The 18,575-nt window shown below is 57.7% G+C and carries 12 protein-coding genes; 4 read left to right on the forward strand and 8 right to left on the reverse strand.

Annotated features, from left to right (window positions below; translation table 11 throughout):
• Positions 1-41: 41 nt before the first annotated feature.
• The 4 genes from AB731_RS12485 (at position 42) to AB731_RS12500 (ending at position 7,844) form a co-directional block, all read left to right on the forward strand.
• The gene (locus tag AB731_RS12485) at positions 42-1,400 is read left to right on the forward strand and encodes a NupC/NupG family nucleoside CNT transporter (protein ID WP_047094371.1); all 1,359 of its coding nucleotides are present in this window, start codon (positions 42-44) and stop codon (positions 1,398-1,400) included.
• Positions 1,401-1,411: 11 nt separating this feature from the next.
• Positions 1,412-2,335 carry an isopenicillin N synthase family dioxygenase gene (locus tag AB731_RS12490; RefSeq protein WP_047094372.1) on the forward strand — a complete coding sequence of 308 codons (924 nt, stop codon included), beginning with the start codon at positions 1,412-1,414 and terminating at the stop codon, positions 2,333-2,335.
• 238 nt (positions 2,336-2,573) lie between these two features.
• On the forward strand, positions 2,574-6,056 hold the full coding sequence (locus tag AB731_RS12495; protein ID WP_047094373.1) for a TonB-dependent receptor: 3,483 nt from the start codon (positions 2,574-2,576) through the stop codon (positions 6,054-6,056).
• A 90-nt stretch (positions 6,057-6,146) separates the two neighbouring features.
• Positions 6,147-7,844: a bifunctional metallophosphatase/5'-nucleotidase gene (locus AB731_RS12500; protein WP_047094374.1), complete on the forward strand. Its 1,698-nt coding sequence runs from the start codon at positions 6,147-6,149 to the stop codon at positions 7,842-7,844.
• A gap of 11 nt (positions 7,845-7,855) precedes the next feature.
• Here the strand turns inward: AB731_RS12500 and AB731_RS12505 are convergent, their stop codons facing one another.
• The 8 genes from AB731_RS12505 to AB731_RS12540 form a co-directional block, all read right to left on the reverse strand.
• Positions 7,856-9,310: an AMP nucleosidase gene (locus AB731_RS12505; RefSeq protein ID WP_052769081.1), complete on the reverse strand. Its 1,455-nt coding sequence runs from the start codon at positions 9,308-9,310 to the stop codon at positions 7,856-7,858.
• A 41-nt stretch (positions 9,311-9,351) separates the two neighbouring features.
• Positions 9,352-10,176 carry a S1/P1 nuclease gene (locus AB731_RS12510; RefSeq protein WP_231638943.1) on the reverse strand — a complete coding sequence of 275 codons (825 nt, stop codon included), beginning with the start codon at positions 10,174-10,176 and terminating at the stop codon, positions 9,352-9,354.
• 190 nt (positions 10,177-10,366) lie between these two features.
• The gene (locus tag AB731_RS12515) at positions 10,367-11,398 is read right to left on the reverse strand and encodes a sugar kinase (RefSeq protein WP_047094376.1); all 1,032 of its coding nucleotides are present in this window, start codon (positions 11,396-11,398) and stop codon (positions 10,367-10,369) included.
• A gap of 4 nt (positions 11,399-11,402) precedes the next feature.
• On the reverse strand, positions 11,403-12,056 hold the full coding sequence (eda, locus tag AB731_RS12520) for a bifunctional 4-hydroxy-2-oxoglutarate aldolase/2-dehydro-3-deoxy-phosphogluconate aldolase (protein WP_047094377.1): 654 nt from the start codon (positions 12,054-12,056) through the stop codon (positions 11,403-11,405).
• 30 nt (positions 12,057-12,086) lie between these two features.
• Positions 12,087-12,839 (reverse strand): SDR family NAD(P)-dependent oxidoreductase, encoded by a 753-nt coding sequence (locus AB731_RS12525; RefSeq protein WP_047094378.1) that lies wholly within the window; start codon positions 12,837-12,839, stop codon positions 12,087-12,089.
• 14 nt (positions 12,840-12,853) lie between these two features.
• Positions 12,854-14,143, reverse strand: coding sequence for an MFS transporter (locus AB731_RS12530; protein WP_047094379.1), 1,290 nt, complete (start codon positions 14,141-14,143; stop codon positions 12,854-12,856).
• On the reverse strand, positions 14,140-16,323 hold the full coding sequence (locus AB731_RS12535; protein WP_047094380.1) for an alginate lyase family protein: 2,184 nt from the start codon (positions 16,321-16,323) through the stop codon (positions 14,140-14,142). The genes AB731_RS12530 and AB731_RS12535 overlap by 4 nt, the downstream gene beginning before the upstream one ends.
• Positions 16,320-18,560, reverse strand: a complete 2,241-nt coding sequence (locus AB731_RS12540; RefSeq protein ID WP_047094381.1) for a polysaccharide lyase 6 family protein — start codon at positions 18,558-18,560, stop codon at positions 16,320-16,322. The genes AB731_RS12535 and AB731_RS12540 overlap by 4 nt, the downstream gene beginning before the upstream one ends.
• Positions 18,561-18,575: the final 15 nt, after the last annotated feature.

Below are 18,575 nucleotides of genomic sequence, written 5' to 3' on the forward strand. Positions count from 1 at the left end.
TGTACACGGCGGGGGAATCGGCAAGGACCCAAATCGACTGCATGTTAGGAGAAGCCGTGCCTCCCCAAATCGTATCACTCGCCGGGATCGCTGTGATCCTGTTGATCGCATTCCTGTTATCAACCGGAAAGCGCCGCATCAAATTGCGTATCGTCGGGGCGGCCTTTGCGCTTCAGGCGCTGATGGCAGTTCTTGTGCTCAGTACGCCTTGGGGCGTGCAGGCGATCCAGTTTCTGTCCAATGGCGTCATCGCGCTGCTGGACTATTCCAAGGTCGGGATCGAAGCCGTGTTCGGCTCCATGGATGCAAACCCCTTCACCAACACCTTTGTTATCGCGGCGTTGCCTGTGATCGTGTTCTTCGCAGCGATTGTTTCGATTCTGTACCATTGGGGCATCATGCAGCGGCTGGTGCGCTGGGTTGGCGGAGCGATTGGCTGGATTACCGGCATCAGCAAAGTGGAAGCGCTGGGCAGTGCAGCCAATATCTTTGTCGGCCAGTCGGAAAGCCCGCTTGTCGTGCGGCCATATCTTGCAGCTCTCTCTCCGAGCCGGTTGTTCACCTTGATGACCGTGGGCATGGCCGGGGTCGCAGGGACTATTCTTGCGGCATACGCCAGTTTTATCGGTTCAGAAGCTGTCCCGTTCTTGCTGGCCGCTGCCTTCATGTCCGCACCTGGCGGTATCCTGATGGCCAAGATCATCATGCCCGACGATGAAAGCGATCTGGCGCGCGATGCGGCCATATTGTCCGGTGTCGAAACCGAAGAGATCAAACTGCCTGATGCGCGTATCAGCGCGGAGGGGCCAGCTGCACTTACCGAAGGCGGAAAGGCGCATGAGGTCGAGGTCGCCGAAACCTTTGAAGAAGGGCACAAGCCCGCAAACGTGATCGAAGCTGCCGCACAGGGTACACAGACGGGCGTAAAGCTGGCCGTGGCAGTAGGCGCGATGGTGATGGTCTTTGTCGCGCTGGTGGCGCTGGCCAATGGCATCCTTGGCGGCGTTGGCGGCTGGTTCGGCTATCCCGATGTCAGTTTCCAGCAGTTGCTCGGCTTTGTCTTTGCACCGGTGATGTATCTGATCGGCGTGCCTTGGAACGAGGCCGGAATCGCCGGAGGTTTGTTCGGCACCAAGATCGTTCTCAACGAATTTGTGGCGTTCATTGAACTGGGCAGCCTGAGCGAGGGCACGTTTTCGGTACGCACAACTGCCATCGTGACCTTTGCACTATGCGGCTTTGCCAATTTCAGTTCGATTGCCATCCAGATGGCGGTGACAGGAGGCCTTGCGCCCAATCAGCGTCCGGTTATTGCAAAGCTGGGCCTGCGCGCACTGGCGGCAGGCTCTCTTGCCAATTTGATGAGCGCGGCACTGGCCGGGCTCTTGCTGCCCTACTGAGGACCCGGGAAATGGCCGAGCTTGCATCCATATCACTCGAACAGCCGCTGGAAGAGATTTCAGACGAGCTGGGTAACAGCTTTGCCGAATTCGGTTTCGCTATCGTCCGCGATCACGGCATTCCGCAGGATCTGATCGATCGAGCAGAAGATTTGGCCAAAGCCTTTTTCGCGCTCCCGGAAAATACGAAGAAAGCGTACCATATTGCGGGCGGCGGCGGAGCGCGAGGCTACACTCCCTTTGGAACAGAAATTGCCAAGGACGCAGAGGTCCATGACCTGAAGGAATTCTGGCACGTCGGGCGTAGCCTGCCGGAAGGCCATGCGCTTTCGGATTTCATGGCACCCAATATCTGGCCATCCGAAATCCCGGGCTTTCAACAAACTTTCGAGCAGCTTTATACAGAGTTCGAAAAAGCGGGCGACACGATCCTGCGGGCCATCGCGATGCACCTTGGTCTGGCAGATGATTACTTCGTACCAACGGTGGAGGACGGCAATTCGGTAATGCGCCTGCTGCATTATCCACCACTCGCCAATGACGTGCCCAAAGGCGCGATCAGAGCTGCCGCGCATGGTGATATCAACACCATCACGCTGCTGCTTGGAGCCGAAGAAGCAGGGCTGGAACTGCTGAACAAGCAAGGCGAATGGGTGCCTGTCTCGCCGCCCAAGGGCGCGTTGGCAGTCAATGTGGGGGACATGCTGGAACGGCTGACAAACTGCCGCCTGCGGTCAACGACGCACCGCGTCGTCAATCCCGGCGGCGAGGCAGCGCGCCGCTCACGTTATTCCATGCCGTTCTTCCTCCATTTCCGGCCAGATTTCGTGATCGAGCCGCTGGAACAATGCCTCGCGCCAGGTGACAAACCTGCCCCGCCGATCACCTCCCATGAGTTTTTGCTCCAGCGATTGCGGGAAATCGGCCTCGCCTGACAGGCTCAACCGATTCGCAGGGAAATTGACGGATTGCACCGCTTGGGCTCGCCAGAATGTTGCGATGCAGCAACAGTTGCTTCTGAAACCATGCTCAACCCACAAGAAATAGCCCGAATCTGACCCCTAGAGATTGCAGTGTCACATCTCTGTAAGAAAAGTGCCGTTGAGCACGGCTATCCAGCCAATCACCCACTCTCAGGGCTAAGCGTTCTCCAGATCAAGGATTTCCAGGGACATGAAAATCAGATTCCTTCTTGCTGCCAGTGTGGCAAGCATCGCCAGCGCCGCAATGCTGCCGCAAATGGCACAGGCCCAGCAAATTACTTCCGGCGTTCAGGGCGAAGTCACGGACTCCGAAGGCAACCCGCTTCCTGGCGCGGTTGTTACCGTCACTGACACCCGTACTGACAATACTCGCACACAAACTGCCGATGTCGACGGGTCCTTCCGCTTCGGCTCGCTGGTTTCGGGCGGTCCCTACACCGTTACCGTCACCGCGCCGGGTTTCGAAGGCCAGTCGGTTGAAGACCAGTACATCAGCATTTCGGGCAACACGTCCTACACCTTCGCTCTGACATCTGCTGCGGCCGCCAGCGAAAACGTGATCGTCGTCAGCGGCGCGCGTGTGAACGTGCAGCAGCTTGCCGTCGGGCCGAGCTTGTCCTTCGACCAGCAGACACTGGAAAGCTTCCCTTCGATTACGCGTGACGTGCGCGACATCATCCGCATCGACCCTCGCGTCAGCCTCGACCGCGACAACGAAGTTGACCGCATTTCCTGCCTGGGCGGCAACGATCGCGGCAACACTTTCACCGTTGACGGCACCATTCAGGCTGACGTTTTCGGCTTGAACGGCACGCCGTTCGCAGCGCGTAACGCCCTGCCCCTGCCGTTTGACACCATCCGTGAAACATCGGTCGAATTCGCTCCGTTCGATGTGGAATACTCGGACTTCACCGGCTGTCTCGTGAACGTTGTTACAAAGTCGGGCACCAATCAGTTCCACGGCAGCGCGTTCTTCAATTACCGCGATTCCGCATTGCGTGGCAACTCGATCGATGGCGACGATTTCAGCGTCGATCCTTTCCAGGAAAAGCGTTGGGGCGCGACACTGGGTGGTCCAATCATCCCTGATCGCCTGTTCTTCTTCGCCGGTTACGAAGAAACCGACCTTGGCGGTGCCAATGATTTCGGTCCGTTCGGCGCCAACTTCCCGAACGAGGCACTTTTCGTAACGCAAGGCCAGTTCGACGAATTCTCCCAGATCGCAAGCAGCGTCTATGGCCAGGAAACCGGCGGCTACCCCCGCACACTGGCAGAATCTTCGGTCCGTTATTTCGGTCGTCTCGATGCTTACATCACTGACGGGCAGCGTCTGGAAGCGACCTACCAGCGCCTTGAAGAAACCAATGTCGAAAGCGATTTCGGCGGCGACAATCTGACCGGCCTGAATTCGTTCGAAGACGAAGGCACGATCTCCGACTATTATTCGCTGCGTCTGTATTCCGACTGGAATGACGTGCTTTCTACCGAAATCCGCCTCAGCCGCGCAGACGTGGCCGATCAGCAGGGCCCGTTCGGTGGTGGTGAAGCCCAGTCGGACAATCCGATCCCGCGTCTGGTCGTGGGTGTAACCGGCCCCGGCGCTGATGGCGTCATCGGAACTGCCGATGACCGCAATGGCGTGCTGTCCACCGGCCCGGGCATCTTCCGCTCGGCCAACCAGCTCAACACCAACATCGACCAGATCAAGGTTCAGGCGAACCTCAATCTCGATCGTCACCAGATCAAGTTCGGTGCGGACATAAACGATCTGGAAGTGTTCAATCTGTTCGCAATCAACGCGACGGGTTCGCTCTACTTCCAGAGCCTGGCGGACTTCCAGCAAGGCCTGCTGTCTGACGGTAGCGAGCTGTTCCCGGATGCAGACGAAGTTGTTGCCGGCCTTGCATATGGTGCTGACATCAACGCTGCGTCGGGCGGCGATATCAACAACGCTGCCGCAGCATTCAGCCGCCGCATCTATTCCATCTACTTCCAGGATGAAATCCAGGCGACGCCGCAGCTTAGCCTTACCGCAGGTTTGCGTCTGCAATGGTATGATGGCGACGAGCCGACTGAAAACCCCAATTTCATCACGCGTTATGGCTTTTCAAACGCCACATCGTTCAGTGATCTGGGCAAGCTTTGGTTGCCGCGCCTTTCGGCCACTTATGAGCTGGACAACGACGGGTTCCTTTCCAACTCCAGCCTTACCGGCGGCATCGGCCGCTTTGCTGGCGGCGATCCGGTCGTATATTTCTCGAACGCATTTTCGAACAACGGCTTCTCGTCCGCACTTGGCGCACTTACTTTCGGCTGCAACACGCCGAATGATGGTGTCCAGGCCGATGTTGTCACCAACGGCACCTTCACAGGCTTCCCGCAGTGCGTAATCGACAGCGGCGCGAATACCGCTGCTGCCGGCCTGGCCGACACCCAGTCGACCGATCCGGAATTCAATGTACCAAGCGTGTGGCGTGCCAACATCGGCTTCGCCACGGAAATTGGCACCGAGGGAGGCTTCTTCAGCAACTGGAACCTGAATCTCGATTATATCTACAGCCGGTATATCGATACGCTAAACTTCGTCGACCTGTCGCAGACGCCTAACATCACGCGCGGCCTCAACGGCTTTACCGTAGATGGCCGTCCGATTTACGCGGCAATCGATCCGACCGATTCAGATGCGGCAGGGTGTAACGCAAATCTGGTCTATCCAGGTGGCACTCCGCCGGTTTGGAACAACGTGACCGCACAGTGTTTCAACCGCATTGGCCGTGATGATGAAATCCAGCTGACCAACGGCCCGGATTATTCCAGCCAGACCGCATCGGTGATCCTGAACAAGCGCTTCGACGGCGGACTGTTCACGCAAGGCGGCAGCACACGTATGACCTTTGGTTATGCCTGGACTGATGCCGACAACAACCGCAACGTCGGTTCTTCCACCGCGACTTCGTCCTATGACGTGACTGCGGCGTTCGACCGGCAGAACCCGGCAATTTCGCGGTCCAACTACGAAACGCGTCACAATTTCACTGCTGCGCTCTCGCTCCGTGAAGAATTCATCGAGGACTATTCCACCAGCCTCGGCATCTTCTTCTCTGCACGTTCGGGCCGTCCATACAGCCTGACATTCAACGGCGGCGGCGTGTTCAACGACAGTTCTTCGGGTAATGACAACGCACTGCTTTATGTGCCGACCGGCCCGAACGATCCAAACGTCGTTTTCCGCGATTATGTCGTAAGGGGCAATGTAGTCCAGACGGCACAGCAGGCTTCGGATCGGTTGTTCGCCTATCTCGACGATAACCCTCTCAATTGTGACATCCCGCGCGGTCAGACGATCGAGCGTAACACCTGCAGCAATGACTGGTATTACGACGTGGATCTGCGCATGAGCCAGGAACTCCCGTTCCTCGGTTCGGTCACAGGTCTGGTGCAGGACAAGATCGAGTTGTTCTTCGACTTCGACAACTTCCTGAACTTCGTCGATGATGGTGCGAACCTGTTCACCCGTCGCGGCGGCTTCCAGCAGACTGTCGAATTGATCGATACTTCCGTTGATTCGCAGGGCCGCTACGTGCTCTCCAACTTCAACGCGAATGACTTTGAATCGCTCGGTCTCTCGGCTTCGATCTGGCGCATCCAGGTGGGCGTCCGTTACGAGTTCTGATCGCTTCGATCATAACGAATAAAAAGGCGGCGGCGTTCGAAAGAGCGCCGCCGCCTTTCTTTTGTCACAAGCTTGGGCATAAGGGATGGCATGAACACGAAACTCTGTGCCGCGCTGCTCGGCAGTCTTTCACTTTCCGCCTGTGCGACGGTGCCCGCCAATGTCCTTGGCGCGCCATCCGAAAGCGCTGCCGTGACTGTGCAAATCCTCGCGATCAACGATTTCCACGGCAATCTGGAAACGCCGCAAGGCACCTACACATTTGTCGATTCAGGCGAGACAAGACGCGCCCGGCTTGGCGGTGCAGCGCACCTTGCCGCCGCGCTAAACAATCTGCGCGAAGGCAATTCAGTGACGGTAGCCGCTGGCGATCTTATCGGTGCAAGCCCGCTTATTTCGTCACTTTTCCTTGATGAACCATCGGTCCGCGCATTGTCGGAAATGGGTCTAGAGATAGCTTCTGTTGGCAACCACGAATTTGACCGCGGCACGCAGGAATTGCTGCGGATTCAGCAAGGCGGCTGTGAAAAGTTCACCTTGCGGGAGCCATGCGCGGTGGAGCCATTCGCAGGTGCCGGATTCGCTTATCTCGCCGGCAATGTCGTGGACAGCACCGGCAGGACTTTGCTTCCCGGCACATCCATGCGCGAAATCGACGGTGCGCAGATTGGCTTCATCGGTCTGACGCTGCAAGATACCGCCAATCTGGTGGCTGCCCAGGCGACCGAGGGATATGATTTTCTGGACGAGGCAGACACTGCAAACAGGCTTGCGATGGACCTGCGCGAACAGGGCGCGGATACTGTGATCTTGCTTATCCATGAAGGCGCAGATGTTGAAGGCCGGTACAGTCTTGCCGGTTGCCCAGAGGTGTCCGGTCCAATTGTGTCGATTGTGGAACGGCTCGATCCGTCGATTTCGCTAGTCGTCTCAGGCCACACCCATCAGGCTTATGTCTGTAATGTCGCTAATTCTGCGGGCGGAGAGACATTGCTGACCTCTGGAGGAAGTTTCGGCGGCTTCGTGACAGACATCACCATGACGATTGATCCGGTCAGCGATACGGTCTCGTCCGTCAATGGCCGCAATGTCGCAGTCGACGGGAGCGCCGGCAGCGACGCTGCGATCGAGAGCCTTGTCGCGGTTTATGCAGAGGCATCGGGACCAGTGACCAACAGGGCCGTCGGCACAATCACCGACAATGGCGAACGCGGAGAAGACTGCGCAGACAATTCCGCCCAGGGTCTGGTTGCAGATTCCTACCTCGCCGGCGCAAACGCTGCCCTGACGGAACCGGTTGATCTTGCTTTGGTCAATTCCGGCGGCGTCCGTGCAGATCTTTCGGGCGCTGATGACGGCTTGCTGACCTTCGGAGAGCTTGCCGCTATTGCGCCGTTCGGCAACGCACTGATCGTATTGGAAATGTCAGGCGCAGAAATTAGCGCTGCGCTGGAGCAACAGTTTTGCGAAGAGGGGCCGGCAACCATCTGTACTTCGCGCATTATCCCGTCTGCCGCCATGCAATATACCGTCGATCGCGCGCTTCCGGTCCGGCAGCGCGTTACGTCGATCACGCTCGGCGGAGAGCCGCTGGATGAAGCGCGCAAGTACCGCGTCGTCACCAACAGCTTCCTTGTCGGCGGCGGTGATGGCTTCGTCCAGTTCACGCAGGTCCCAGAGATCGACAATGTCGGCTTCGATATCGACGCACTGGAAGCGTATGTAGCAGCGGGCAGCCTGACTGTTCCCGTGTGTGGGCGCGTGCGCGACCTTACGCCCCGCAGCTAACTGATCAGCAGCTAACGCAAAGGAGGTTCGTCGAAGCTGCGCAGCTTGCGGCTGTGGAAACTGCCGCCGACCTTACTCAGCAGGGCCAGAGTCTCGATCCCGATCCGCAGATGCTGGCTAATCGACGTTTCGTAGAAACTGTTCGCTTGTCCCGGCAGCTTTATCTCACCGTGCAGCGGCTTGTCAGACACGCACAGCAAGGTGCCATAGGGTACCCGGAAGCGATACCCCTGGGCAGCCACAGTTGCTGATTCCATATCAATCGCCACGGCGCGGCTCTGATTGAACCGCAAGGCCGAGCGGGTGTAGTGCAGTTCCCAATTGCGATCATCGGTCGTTACTACCGTGCCCGTGCGCAGGCGGCCCTTCAGCTGCTCGTCGCTATCGCTGGTAATGTTACGAGCGGCATCGAACATCGCTGTTTGAACCTCTGCAATCGGAGGTATCGGAATTTCGGGCGGGATTTCATTGTCGAGCACATTGTCATCGCGCAAATACGCATGGGCCAGCACGTAATCGCCGATCTTCTGACTGGGCCGCAATCCGCCGCAATGGCCGATCATCAACCAGACCTCCGGCCGCAATACTGCAATGTGATCACAAATGGTTTTCGCGTTGGAAGGACCCACACCGATATTGACCAGCGTGATGCCCGAATTGTCTTTGCCGACCAGGTGATAGGCAGGCATCTGGTGCTTGCGCCAGGTGCCCTCCGTAACTTTCGCGCGCGCGCCTTCCAGATTGCCGCGTTCGATCACCACGCCGGGCGCGGAAAAACTGTCATAGCGGCTGTCAGGATCGGCCAATTGGGCCAGTGCAAAATCAATGAATTCTTCGACATACCGGATATAGTTTGTGAACAATACATAGCGCTGGAAATGCTGCGCCGGCGTGCCGGCGTAATGCCGCAACCGGGCAAGGCTGAAGTCGGTGCGAAGCGCGTCAAACAAGGACAAAGGCCGCTGGTCGGACCCGTCACTGATCCATGTGCCATCGACCACTTCGTCGCCGATCTTTACCAGATCGGAAGCCGGAAAATGGCGAGTCAGCTCGGCGCTGCTGGCGCCCTGCAATTCAAGCGCGCCGCCATCCAGCACATATTGATAAGGTATTTCGTCAGCGGATCGGCCTACTTCCAGTTCGACGGGATAGTCATTCACCAGATGCTGCAACTGCTCTTTCAAATAAGGCCGGAAAAGCCCCGGTTCTGCAATGGAGCTGCAATAAGTGCCGGACTGGTTCAGCCGCGCGAAAGAACGGGCCGGATGGCTGGTCCGCTCGTCATCGGAATACCGCAGTGTCAGTTCAGGATAGGCAAAAATGCCTTTCGCCCTTGCAGCGGGATCCGGCGGTGTCCGGTCCTCCGCATAGCGGCGCACGGCCGCTACCAGATTGGCGCGGGAGGAATTCGAGATTTCCTCCAGCTGGTCCAGAATACCGTCAATTTCGCCTGCTGTTGTCGGCACAAACACTCCATTTTCAAAACTGCTGATTTCGATGGCCTAGCCTACCTTTCGGCAAACACCCAATCGAGATAGGCTGCCAGTCGAATGCCCGATTGGGCGAGGCGTTCCTCTGCGGACGGCATCCATGTCCAATAATAATCATAACGGATTCTCACGGGCGATTCCCGTGTGCCCATGCCCAGCTCCGGCCCGGTCTCGGGATAGATGCGATCGCGCAGTGCACTGCTTTCGGCAATCCAGGTGACCGGATCAGCATCCCACCATCCCAGCACTTCTTCCGATCCGATCCGCCGTTCCAGCCGGTCTGCATATTCAGTATAGGAAAGCTGCTGTTGCAGGATCATTCCCGAATCCCAGACCGAATGCAGATTGGTCGTTTCGTCAAACCATCTGACGATCACGTTATTGCCGCCGCGATCAGTGCCGTTCCCGGTATGCAACGGCTGATGCAGGTCGGACACGATGTGCACGATAAAGCGCAAGGCCAGCGCCTTCTCTTCCCGGGTGGCCGTTTCGTCCCGCAATGTAGCCGTAAACCGTTCCAGCGCCGTTAGTGCATCGCCTTCGGGGGGATGCTCCAACTGATCGGCTGATCGGCCTTCTGGCAGCGTGACATAGTGGAAAGGACCAGCCTCTTCCTGCCAGAATGGTGCCGGATTGGAACGCTGTTCATCCGGCCAGGTGCTGCCTTCTGGCAATCCTTCGGTGCCCAGGATCGCTGCAATCTCGGCGCGCGTTCTCCCGCTGATATTGTCTTCGGCGATTTCGGCCGTGACCCGGTGACCGATAGGCCCCCAGGCAGCGGCAGGGATCGACGAGAAGAGCGCGGTAGCGGCGAGCGAGAATGCGAGTGTTTTGATCATCATGCGCAATTAGCTACACGATATGACATCGCTGTGAATACCGAACTCAACGTTTCTGGGGATGCCGCAAGCTCTATAAAGAGTGGGTGCGGCTGAAGGCACACTTGCAAAATGCATGGATAAAGGGGCAGCGATGCATCAGCACCGCTACCCCTCTGTGCGCGTAATTCCGATTATGTCGGATTTTTTGCGGTTAGCGCTGGACGCGGCCCGATCCGTCACCAGTCATCAGTTTTTCAACTTCCGGAACGCTTACGCGATTGAAGTCGCCCATGATTGTGTGCTTGAGCGCGCTGGCTGCCACAGCAAATTCAAGGCTTTGCTGGCGATCTTCGTAGGCGTTGAGGCCGTAAATCAGCGCCGATGCAAAACTGTCACCACCGCCAACACGGTCTACAATATCGGTCAATTCATAACGCTTGGACAGCATGAAGCCGTCATCGCGCGTGCGCAGGCAGGCGGACCAATTGTTGCGGTCAGCGCTCAGGCTTTCACGCAGAGTGATCGCGATTGTGTGCATATCGGGGTAAATATCGAGCACCTTCTGGCCCAGCGCTTCATATTTCGCCGTATCCAGTTCGCCCGATTCCACATCGACATCGACAGAGATATCGAGCGACTTCTGGCAGTCTTCTTCATTGGCGATGCCGACATCGACATATTTCACCAGTTCACGCATCACTTCAGGCGCGGTCTTGCCGTACTTCCACAGCTTCCCGCGGAAGTTGAAGTCGCACGATACGGTAACGCCCGCGTCTTTGGCAGCTTTCACGCAGGCCATCGAAAGATCGGCCGCCGACTGGCTGAGCGCAGGAGTAATACCGGTAATGTGCAGCCACTTCACGCCGTTGAAGATGGTGGGCCAATCAAACTCGTCTGCACTGGCATTGCAGATGGAGGAATTGGCGCGGTCGTAAACAACCTTCGAGGCGCGCTGGTTGGAGCCCGTTTCCAGGAAATAGATGCCGACACGGTCGCCGGAACGGCTGACGTGGGCGGTGTCCACGCCAAACTTGCGCAGTTCCATGATGGCGTTTTCGCCAATGTCATTGTCGGGTAACGCGCTGACAAAACCTGCATCGAGGCCGTAATTGCACAGTGCTACCGCGACATTGGCTTCGCCGCCGCCGAAAGTCGCTTCGAAACCGGGCGACTGGAAAAACCGCTCGTGCCCCGGTGTCTTGAGACGCAACATGATTTCACCGAATGAAAGAAAATCCGCCATAGTCTTAACCTTGGTTCCTTGATTTGCCTGCGATCGCGACAGCTTCGCGGGCGAGTTGTTCGACAGCGGCGAAATCACCACCATGCGTTGATTCTTTTGGTGTCAGCCAGCTTCCGCCACATGCCAGGACGTGCGGCAGGGCCAGAAAATCAGGCAGGTTGGCAGCGCTGACGCCGCCGGTTGGCATGAACCGCATGTCGCGGAACACCGATCCCAGCGCTTTCAACATGGGAACGCCCCCCGCCAGGGTTGCCGGGAAGAACTTCACATCGCGCAGGCCCAGCGCATAGGCGCGCTGCACTTCGCCAGCGGTCATGGTGCCGGGATAGACCGGGATATCCTCACCCATGCAGTATTCGACGATGTCATCGACAAGGCCGGGGCAAACCGTGAACTGGCTGCCAGCCTTCTGGACCGCCTGTGCCTGCTCGCGCGTCAGGACGGTGCCCGCCCCCACGATCAGACCTTCGGTCTCGGCAATGATGGCTTCCATGCCTTGCAATGCCGCATCGCTGCGCATCACCACTTCGATAACGGTCAGGCCGCCAGCTTGCAGCGCCTTTGCCGTCTTTACCGCGATAGCCGGATCATCCTCTGCGATAAGAGGGACGACCGGGGCTACCGCGAGACGGGCGGCCAGATCTTCTTTAATTGTCACTTGTGTCCACCTGCATCTGCGATTCGGGGCTTAAGAGTAGCCGAGGCCCCCGTTTATATCCAAATTGACACCGGTGACAAATGAAGCTTCGTCTGATGCCAAATATGCCACGGCATCAGCGATTTCCTCGGCCTTGCCCTGACGCTTGAGAGGAGTTGCATTGGCGACGTTTTCCCGGGCTGCATCGGGCGTAAACGTATCGTGGAACGTGGTTGCGATCATGCCGGGGCACAGGGCGTTCACGCGAATGCCGTCCGGGCCAAGTTCCTTTGCCAGACCTCGTGTAAAGGTCATCACAGCGCCCTTGGACGTGGCATAGGCAATCGCGCCGCCGCCGCCGCCATCACGGCCGGCCAGAGAGGCAAGGTTCACGATCGCGCTGCCTTTGGACATATGCGGCACGACAGCCTTGCACGTCATGAACGTAGATGTGAGGTTGAGCTGCATGACATGGTTGAAGAATTCTTCGTCCATTTCACCCAGCTTCTTGCGTGCGACCATACCGCCAGCATTGTTCACAAGGATATGGATGTGATCGCCAAAAGCGTCGCGCGCGGCTGCCACCAATGCATCGACATCGGCAGATTTGGTCACATCGGCCTTCACCTTGATCGCCTTGCCGCCTGCCGCTTCGACAGCTGCTACCGCTGCATCGGCATCTGCTTCATTGCTGTTGTAGTTGATGACAACGTTGGCGCCTTCACTTCCCAGCTTCACACACACGGCCCGGCCGATGTCGCGACTGCCGCCAGTGACGATGGCGGTTTTGCCTGCAAATTTCATGATATTATCCCTGATTATCCGAGTTGGTTATTTGGTTTATTTGCATTGAGAGGTTTGATTTCCGGGCACAGAATGAAGATCGACAGAACAGTCAGGATCGCCAGTGCCGCGCCGACCACGAATGCCGGAGTGTATGAATTGACCGTGATGACCGGGATCAGGAAATTGAGCCCGACCACCGCCAGCTTGGCCGCTGTCCCTGCGAAGCCTGCCAGCGAGCCCACGGAAGCGCCGCTGTAGAAATCACTCGGCAGCGTCTGGATATTGCCAATCGCTGTCTGGAACCCGAACAGGATCACCGCCATGATCAGCACCGCGGTCAGCGGTGTGGCTGCCTGCGTTGTGAGCAATAGCGACACCAGCATGATCAAACCGCCAAGCGCGATCACGGTTTTCCGCGTGCGATTGACTGTCCAGCCCGATTTGATCCGGTTGCCTGCCAGCCAACCGCCGAACCATGCGCCGAACATCGCGCCAACATATGGTACCCAGGCGTAGGTCGCGATTTCTTCGACGCCGAAGCCATAGGTGTTGAACAGGTAGATCGGCAGCCAGCCAACGAACAGCCACCAGATCGGATCGATGAAGAAGCTGGCGAGAATTACACCCCAGCTTTCCTTGCGGCTGAGGATTTCGCCGGTCTTTGGCGCATAGTCGGCGATCTCGTTGGTTTCTGCATTACGCTGGCCTTTGAGAATGAACTGCCGCTCTTCCTCACCAAGCCACGGGTGCGCCTCAGGTCCTGATTTGTAGACGATCAACCAAGGCACGAGCCACAGGAAGCCCAGCGCACCAACCGCGATGAAAGTTGCCTGCCAGCTGCCAAGAAATACGAACAACAGGCCGATGATCGGGGCTGATACGATACCGCCAATGGCAGCACCGGAATTGAAAATTCCTTGTGCCAGCGCGCGTTCGTCAATCGGAAACCATTCGGCATTTGCCTTGGTCGCTCCTGGCCAGTTGCCCGCTTCCGACACGCCCAGAAGCCCCCGGAATAACGCAAACGTCATCAGGGAGTGAGCGACCGCATGAAGCATTGTGGCTGCCGACCAGACAACGATGGACAGGACAAAGCCCAACCGCACACCGATCCAGTCGAATATTTTCCCGAAAATCGATTGGCCGAATGCATAGGCGAACGTGAACACATTCAGGATGATGGCATAATCCGTTTCGGTCAGCCCGAGCTCGGAAGATATTTCCGGCCACAAGAACCCCAACGCCCCGCGATCAATATAATTGATGATGGTTGCCAGAGCGACAAGCCCCACAATCCAGAACCGGAATTTACCCTTCATCATGTGTCGTCTCCCCCTCCCAGAGGTACACGCGCGGCATAGCCCCGCCAGTTGATTTCGCGCCCTTCAATCGTGACGCTGTGTTGTGCTGCGGGATCATTGTCCCACGATATGGCGACAACCACTTCCTGACCGGCAAGCGTCTCGATAAAAACAAGGTCATACCCGTGGGAGCGGACATGGTGCAGCGATGCGATCTGGCTGTTGCTGCCAATCGTCTGTTCAGTTGCGCCGTCATAAAGACCGTGCGATTCCAGCACACTGACGAAGCTTGCACTGTCCGTACCGCTGACCCGCTGGATCACCAGCGGTTCGCGCCGCAGGTTGAAGTCCGGATCGTTTGCGCCGCTTTCGCCCAGGATCACTTCCATGCCCGCGCTCGGTACGAAACGGTAAGTGTAAAACCGGCCATCCAGCAGCCATGTCATAAAACCTTGGTCAGGCGCAGGCGTGGCGCTGCCATCGACCCAGATGTGCTGATAGCCATTGTCAGCGCCAAGAACCGGGCGACCCGCAATGTTGCGCACAGGATCAAACCCCAGCCGCATGATGTGGCCCGAATAATGCAGTGGCAGGTCGAATTGTACTTCGCTTGTGCCCTGCGCCCGCAGCACATCGAGCGCCAGCGGCTGTGACAGGCCTTCGATATCAACCATAGCCAGAACGCGCGTCATGCTGACGCCTTCATTCGGATAGGCACTGTCGATCCCGGCCGCGCTGACCTGGAACCCATCTTCAACGTTGAAGTAATGCTGCGTAGGCCACGCTGTATCGGCCAGATCGCGCACGCCGTAAAAATGGCTCTGCTCGTTCACGACCAGCGCATTGTGAGCGATGGTCTGCTTGGCCCAGGTCTCGTTTTCCGGCAGGTAGCGACCACCCTCCTTCGCCTCGATATTGAGGAACCGTGCGGCACCATAATCACGCACGATTTCATTGCCGCGATCATACAGCTGCCAGCTCAATTTATCGAAATGGCCGTGCCCCATCCCTTGCGACGCATTTTTGGCGACCATTGCCATGTGCATCGGGCCCTGCCCGCTGCGCATCACTGCAACAGCGCCCTGATCACCGTCAGGCCCGTCGCTGAACAGCATGGAACGGAACTGGAAGGGTTCCGCTTCGTCAGCTGCCAGCGCACGCGACATTTCCAGCCCGGCAGGTGTGATAACTGTGCGCCCCTGCTGGCGCGCAATATCCAGCAGGGCAGGATCACGGGTTACCGAATATCCGATGGCAACGCCTTCATACAGCTCGGCCGTATTCAGGCTCTTGTCGCGGATGGCATCGTTGAACGGGAAGAAATACCCGTCATAGGTCAGCTGGATCGTCGCGTTGAGCGCCTTCACCAGAATGCCGCCGCGATGTTCGAATATGCGCAAGGCCGGATCATTACGCTGTATCGCGCCCGCAAATACCATAAACGGCAACATGGCGAAGCGCTGGTAATAGGGGCCTTCGGTATAATATCCATCCGGCGAGAACAGCAGTTCGGTCTGGCGGACAAAGCCAGCCTCGCCGTCACCCGCGCTGCCATACAGCGCGCGGTGAACCAGATCATCATCGCCCAGCACATAACCGGCCATGCCCACACCTGCTGTTGCCCACGTGGCGTGATTGTGGATGAGGTTGAAGGTCGCTTCTGAATCAACCGACAGGAATTCGGCTGCGCGGCGGAAAACGTCATCATCGATGCGCTGGCGGTCCGCCGTATCAAGGTCATCGCGCACGGTTTCATATGCCTGCACCGCGTGCACCATCCACATGGCATCATTCAGCACCTGCCAGAACAAGCGCCCGACGTTCTGGTTGGCACGCGCGGGATGATCCCCAAGTGTAGGATAAAGGTCCGCATATTCGAGCAGCATATCGCGCACGAATGCCAGATAGCGTTCTTCGCCTGTCAATTGATAAAGATGGCCGGCAAGGTACATCGCGCGGTAATTGCGCTTGTGCTGTTCGTGGGTGTAGCCGCCGCCCGGATCGGCAGGGACGGGCACAGTTATGCCCGCCGCGATCATGCCGTTTACGAATTCCTCTGCGAGCGCCATTTCGCTGGCGAACAGCTGTGGATACGCCATTGCTGACGCGGATTGCCCGGCAGCATCAAATTCCTGTGCCGCAGCGGGCAGCGACAACGCCAGTCCAGTTGCAGCAAGAGCGAGTGCGATAGAGCGCTTCATTGGGCGGAGATTTCGGTAGTGAGGTTTTCGCTCATTTCGACACGCGGTTCACCCGCATAGTTCAGCTCAGTCAATTCCGGTCCGGGCGTCGCAGCGAAGGTATTGCGAGTTATGGCGGTAACCGGCGTCCCGACGGTATGTGTGATGCCAATAGGCGCTGAAGAGACAAACGCATTCTGGCCGATCATCGTGCGCTGCGCGCCATGCAGGTCGATGGAACTGCGCGACCCCGATCCAACATTCTCAAAAATGGACCCAGCAATGTTCACGTGCGGACCAAAAGTGCTTTCGTCGCGCCCGCCGCGATATACTTCTGCCGCAGAGCCGGTGACGTTCCGGACGATAGAATCCTGAATATCGAGATATTCGATATTGTACTGGCCCTGGTCATCATATTCGGATGCCGCAGAAACAACCGCTCCGCTGATATTTTCGAATATACTGTCACGAATATCGACCCGGTCTGCGAGCGTGGACTTGCCGAAATAAATGACGTCGAAATCGCGGTTCACATCGAGATTGCGGACGACGACGCGCTCCAGCTCAATCTGCAGATTGCCGCGGATCGGGATGCTGGCTGTGCGGATTACCGCGTTGCCGGATGCGTCGTCCGCCTCTGCGCCGTCGATTGTCAGGTCCTCCAATCGCAACCGTCCACCTTCGCGCATCTCGAACAACGTGGGCCGCACGAATGTAAGTATCGTGTCGCTTTCGCCCGTGATCGTCAGCGAGCGGCTGATGGGAATGATCCGATCAACCACATAGTGGCCCGGCGAAAGCTGCAATGTATCACCGTCATGGGCATCAGCTATTGCGTCTATAAGTGCAGTGCCGGACATTTCGACTTCGATCGCGCGCCCTGTTCCGAATGGCTCCTGCGCGCCCGGCTTCGGGTACCAGTCCACGCCAACTTCATCCAGCGACATGACCCGCAAGTCACGCGGGGCACCTACTGCGGCAAGCGAAGGGTCTACCGGATAGAGCAGGCCGTTCCCGCCCCGCTCCATTGCCGTGTCAACACGCCGGACCGCGTCCAATGCGCTGTGGAGCTGCCCGGAAACTACCGCATTTCCAGCGAACGCGATGCCGGAGATATCGGCATCCACTTCGAGGAATGTCCCCTCCTCGCGCCCGCCAAGAAGGTTGGAATAGAAATAACTGTCTGACGGTGCAGCAGAGCGTTCTTCATCAGCACCTGCGCCAAAGGTTATCCTGTCACTGTCGATAATCGTGTTGCGCAGGATCTGTGCATATTGCACTTCAACATAGCGGTTGGCGGGCGAGTTGGGCACGCCGTTCATCACGGTCAACGCGCTGGCAAAGCCATTGCCGCGCAGGCCTTCCATATAATTGTCCTGCACTGTCTGACGGCGATTGATGACGCGGATCCCGCCAGTGTGGTCTTCACCATCGCCGATAAAGACATTGCGCTCCACCAAATTACCGTCGCCGTGGCGCAGCGTCAGCGCCCCGCGTGACCGCAGGAACAGATTGCCCCGCACGGTATTGCCACCAGCCTTGACCGAGATGATTTCCACCTCACCGCTGCAGCGATCAAAGACGTTGTTTTCCACCAGCGTATTTGAATCAAATTCTGCAAAATGGCTGGTCCCGATGCGCAGGGTTTCCCCCCCATTGGAACCAAGGTTCGGGCGCGGTCCGAAATAGTTGTGATCGATGCTGTGGTTGTTTTCACGGCTGCCTTCGGTGTTGAGCCGTACCGCCAAAGTCACACCGCGATTGGTCTTGCCCACCAGATGATTGTGATCGAAACGGTTGTCTTGCCCGTAGATGCCAACCCAATAGTCAGTTTCATTGCGGTCCGGCTTGCTGAAATGATCAATTACAGTTTGCGTCACACGCGAATTGCGCGCCAGATCTTCGCTGTCGCGGCGGAAGGAAATCACTTCCCCTGTGGGGCTGAAACCATCGCGGAATACAAGCCCTGACACGATAATGTGCTGGCCACCGATACGCAGATTTGATTGGCCAGTCAGGACAACTTCGCCCGGAGTTTCCGCCGCCAATGTAATCGGCGCATCGGCACTGCCTTGGCCAGTAATCACAATTTCAAAATCGCGCCACTCGCCATTGGCCAGGGTGATCGTGTCGCCTGCGCTCACTTGCCCTAGTGCGGCCGCGTATTCATCCGGATTGCTGACAAAGCGATCTTCCGCGCGGGCTGGTGCGACCCAAAGGGAAAGCGCCGCAACGCAAAGGCCCATCCTGCCGAACATCCGTCATCCCTCTCA

The sequence above is a fragment of the Aurantiacibacter marinus genome, assembly GCF_001021555.1.
In the GTDB taxonomy this organism is placed as follows: Bacteria; Pseudomonadota; Alphaproteobacteria; order Sphingomonadales; family Sphingomonadaceae; genus Alteraurantiacibacter; species Alteraurantiacibacter marinus.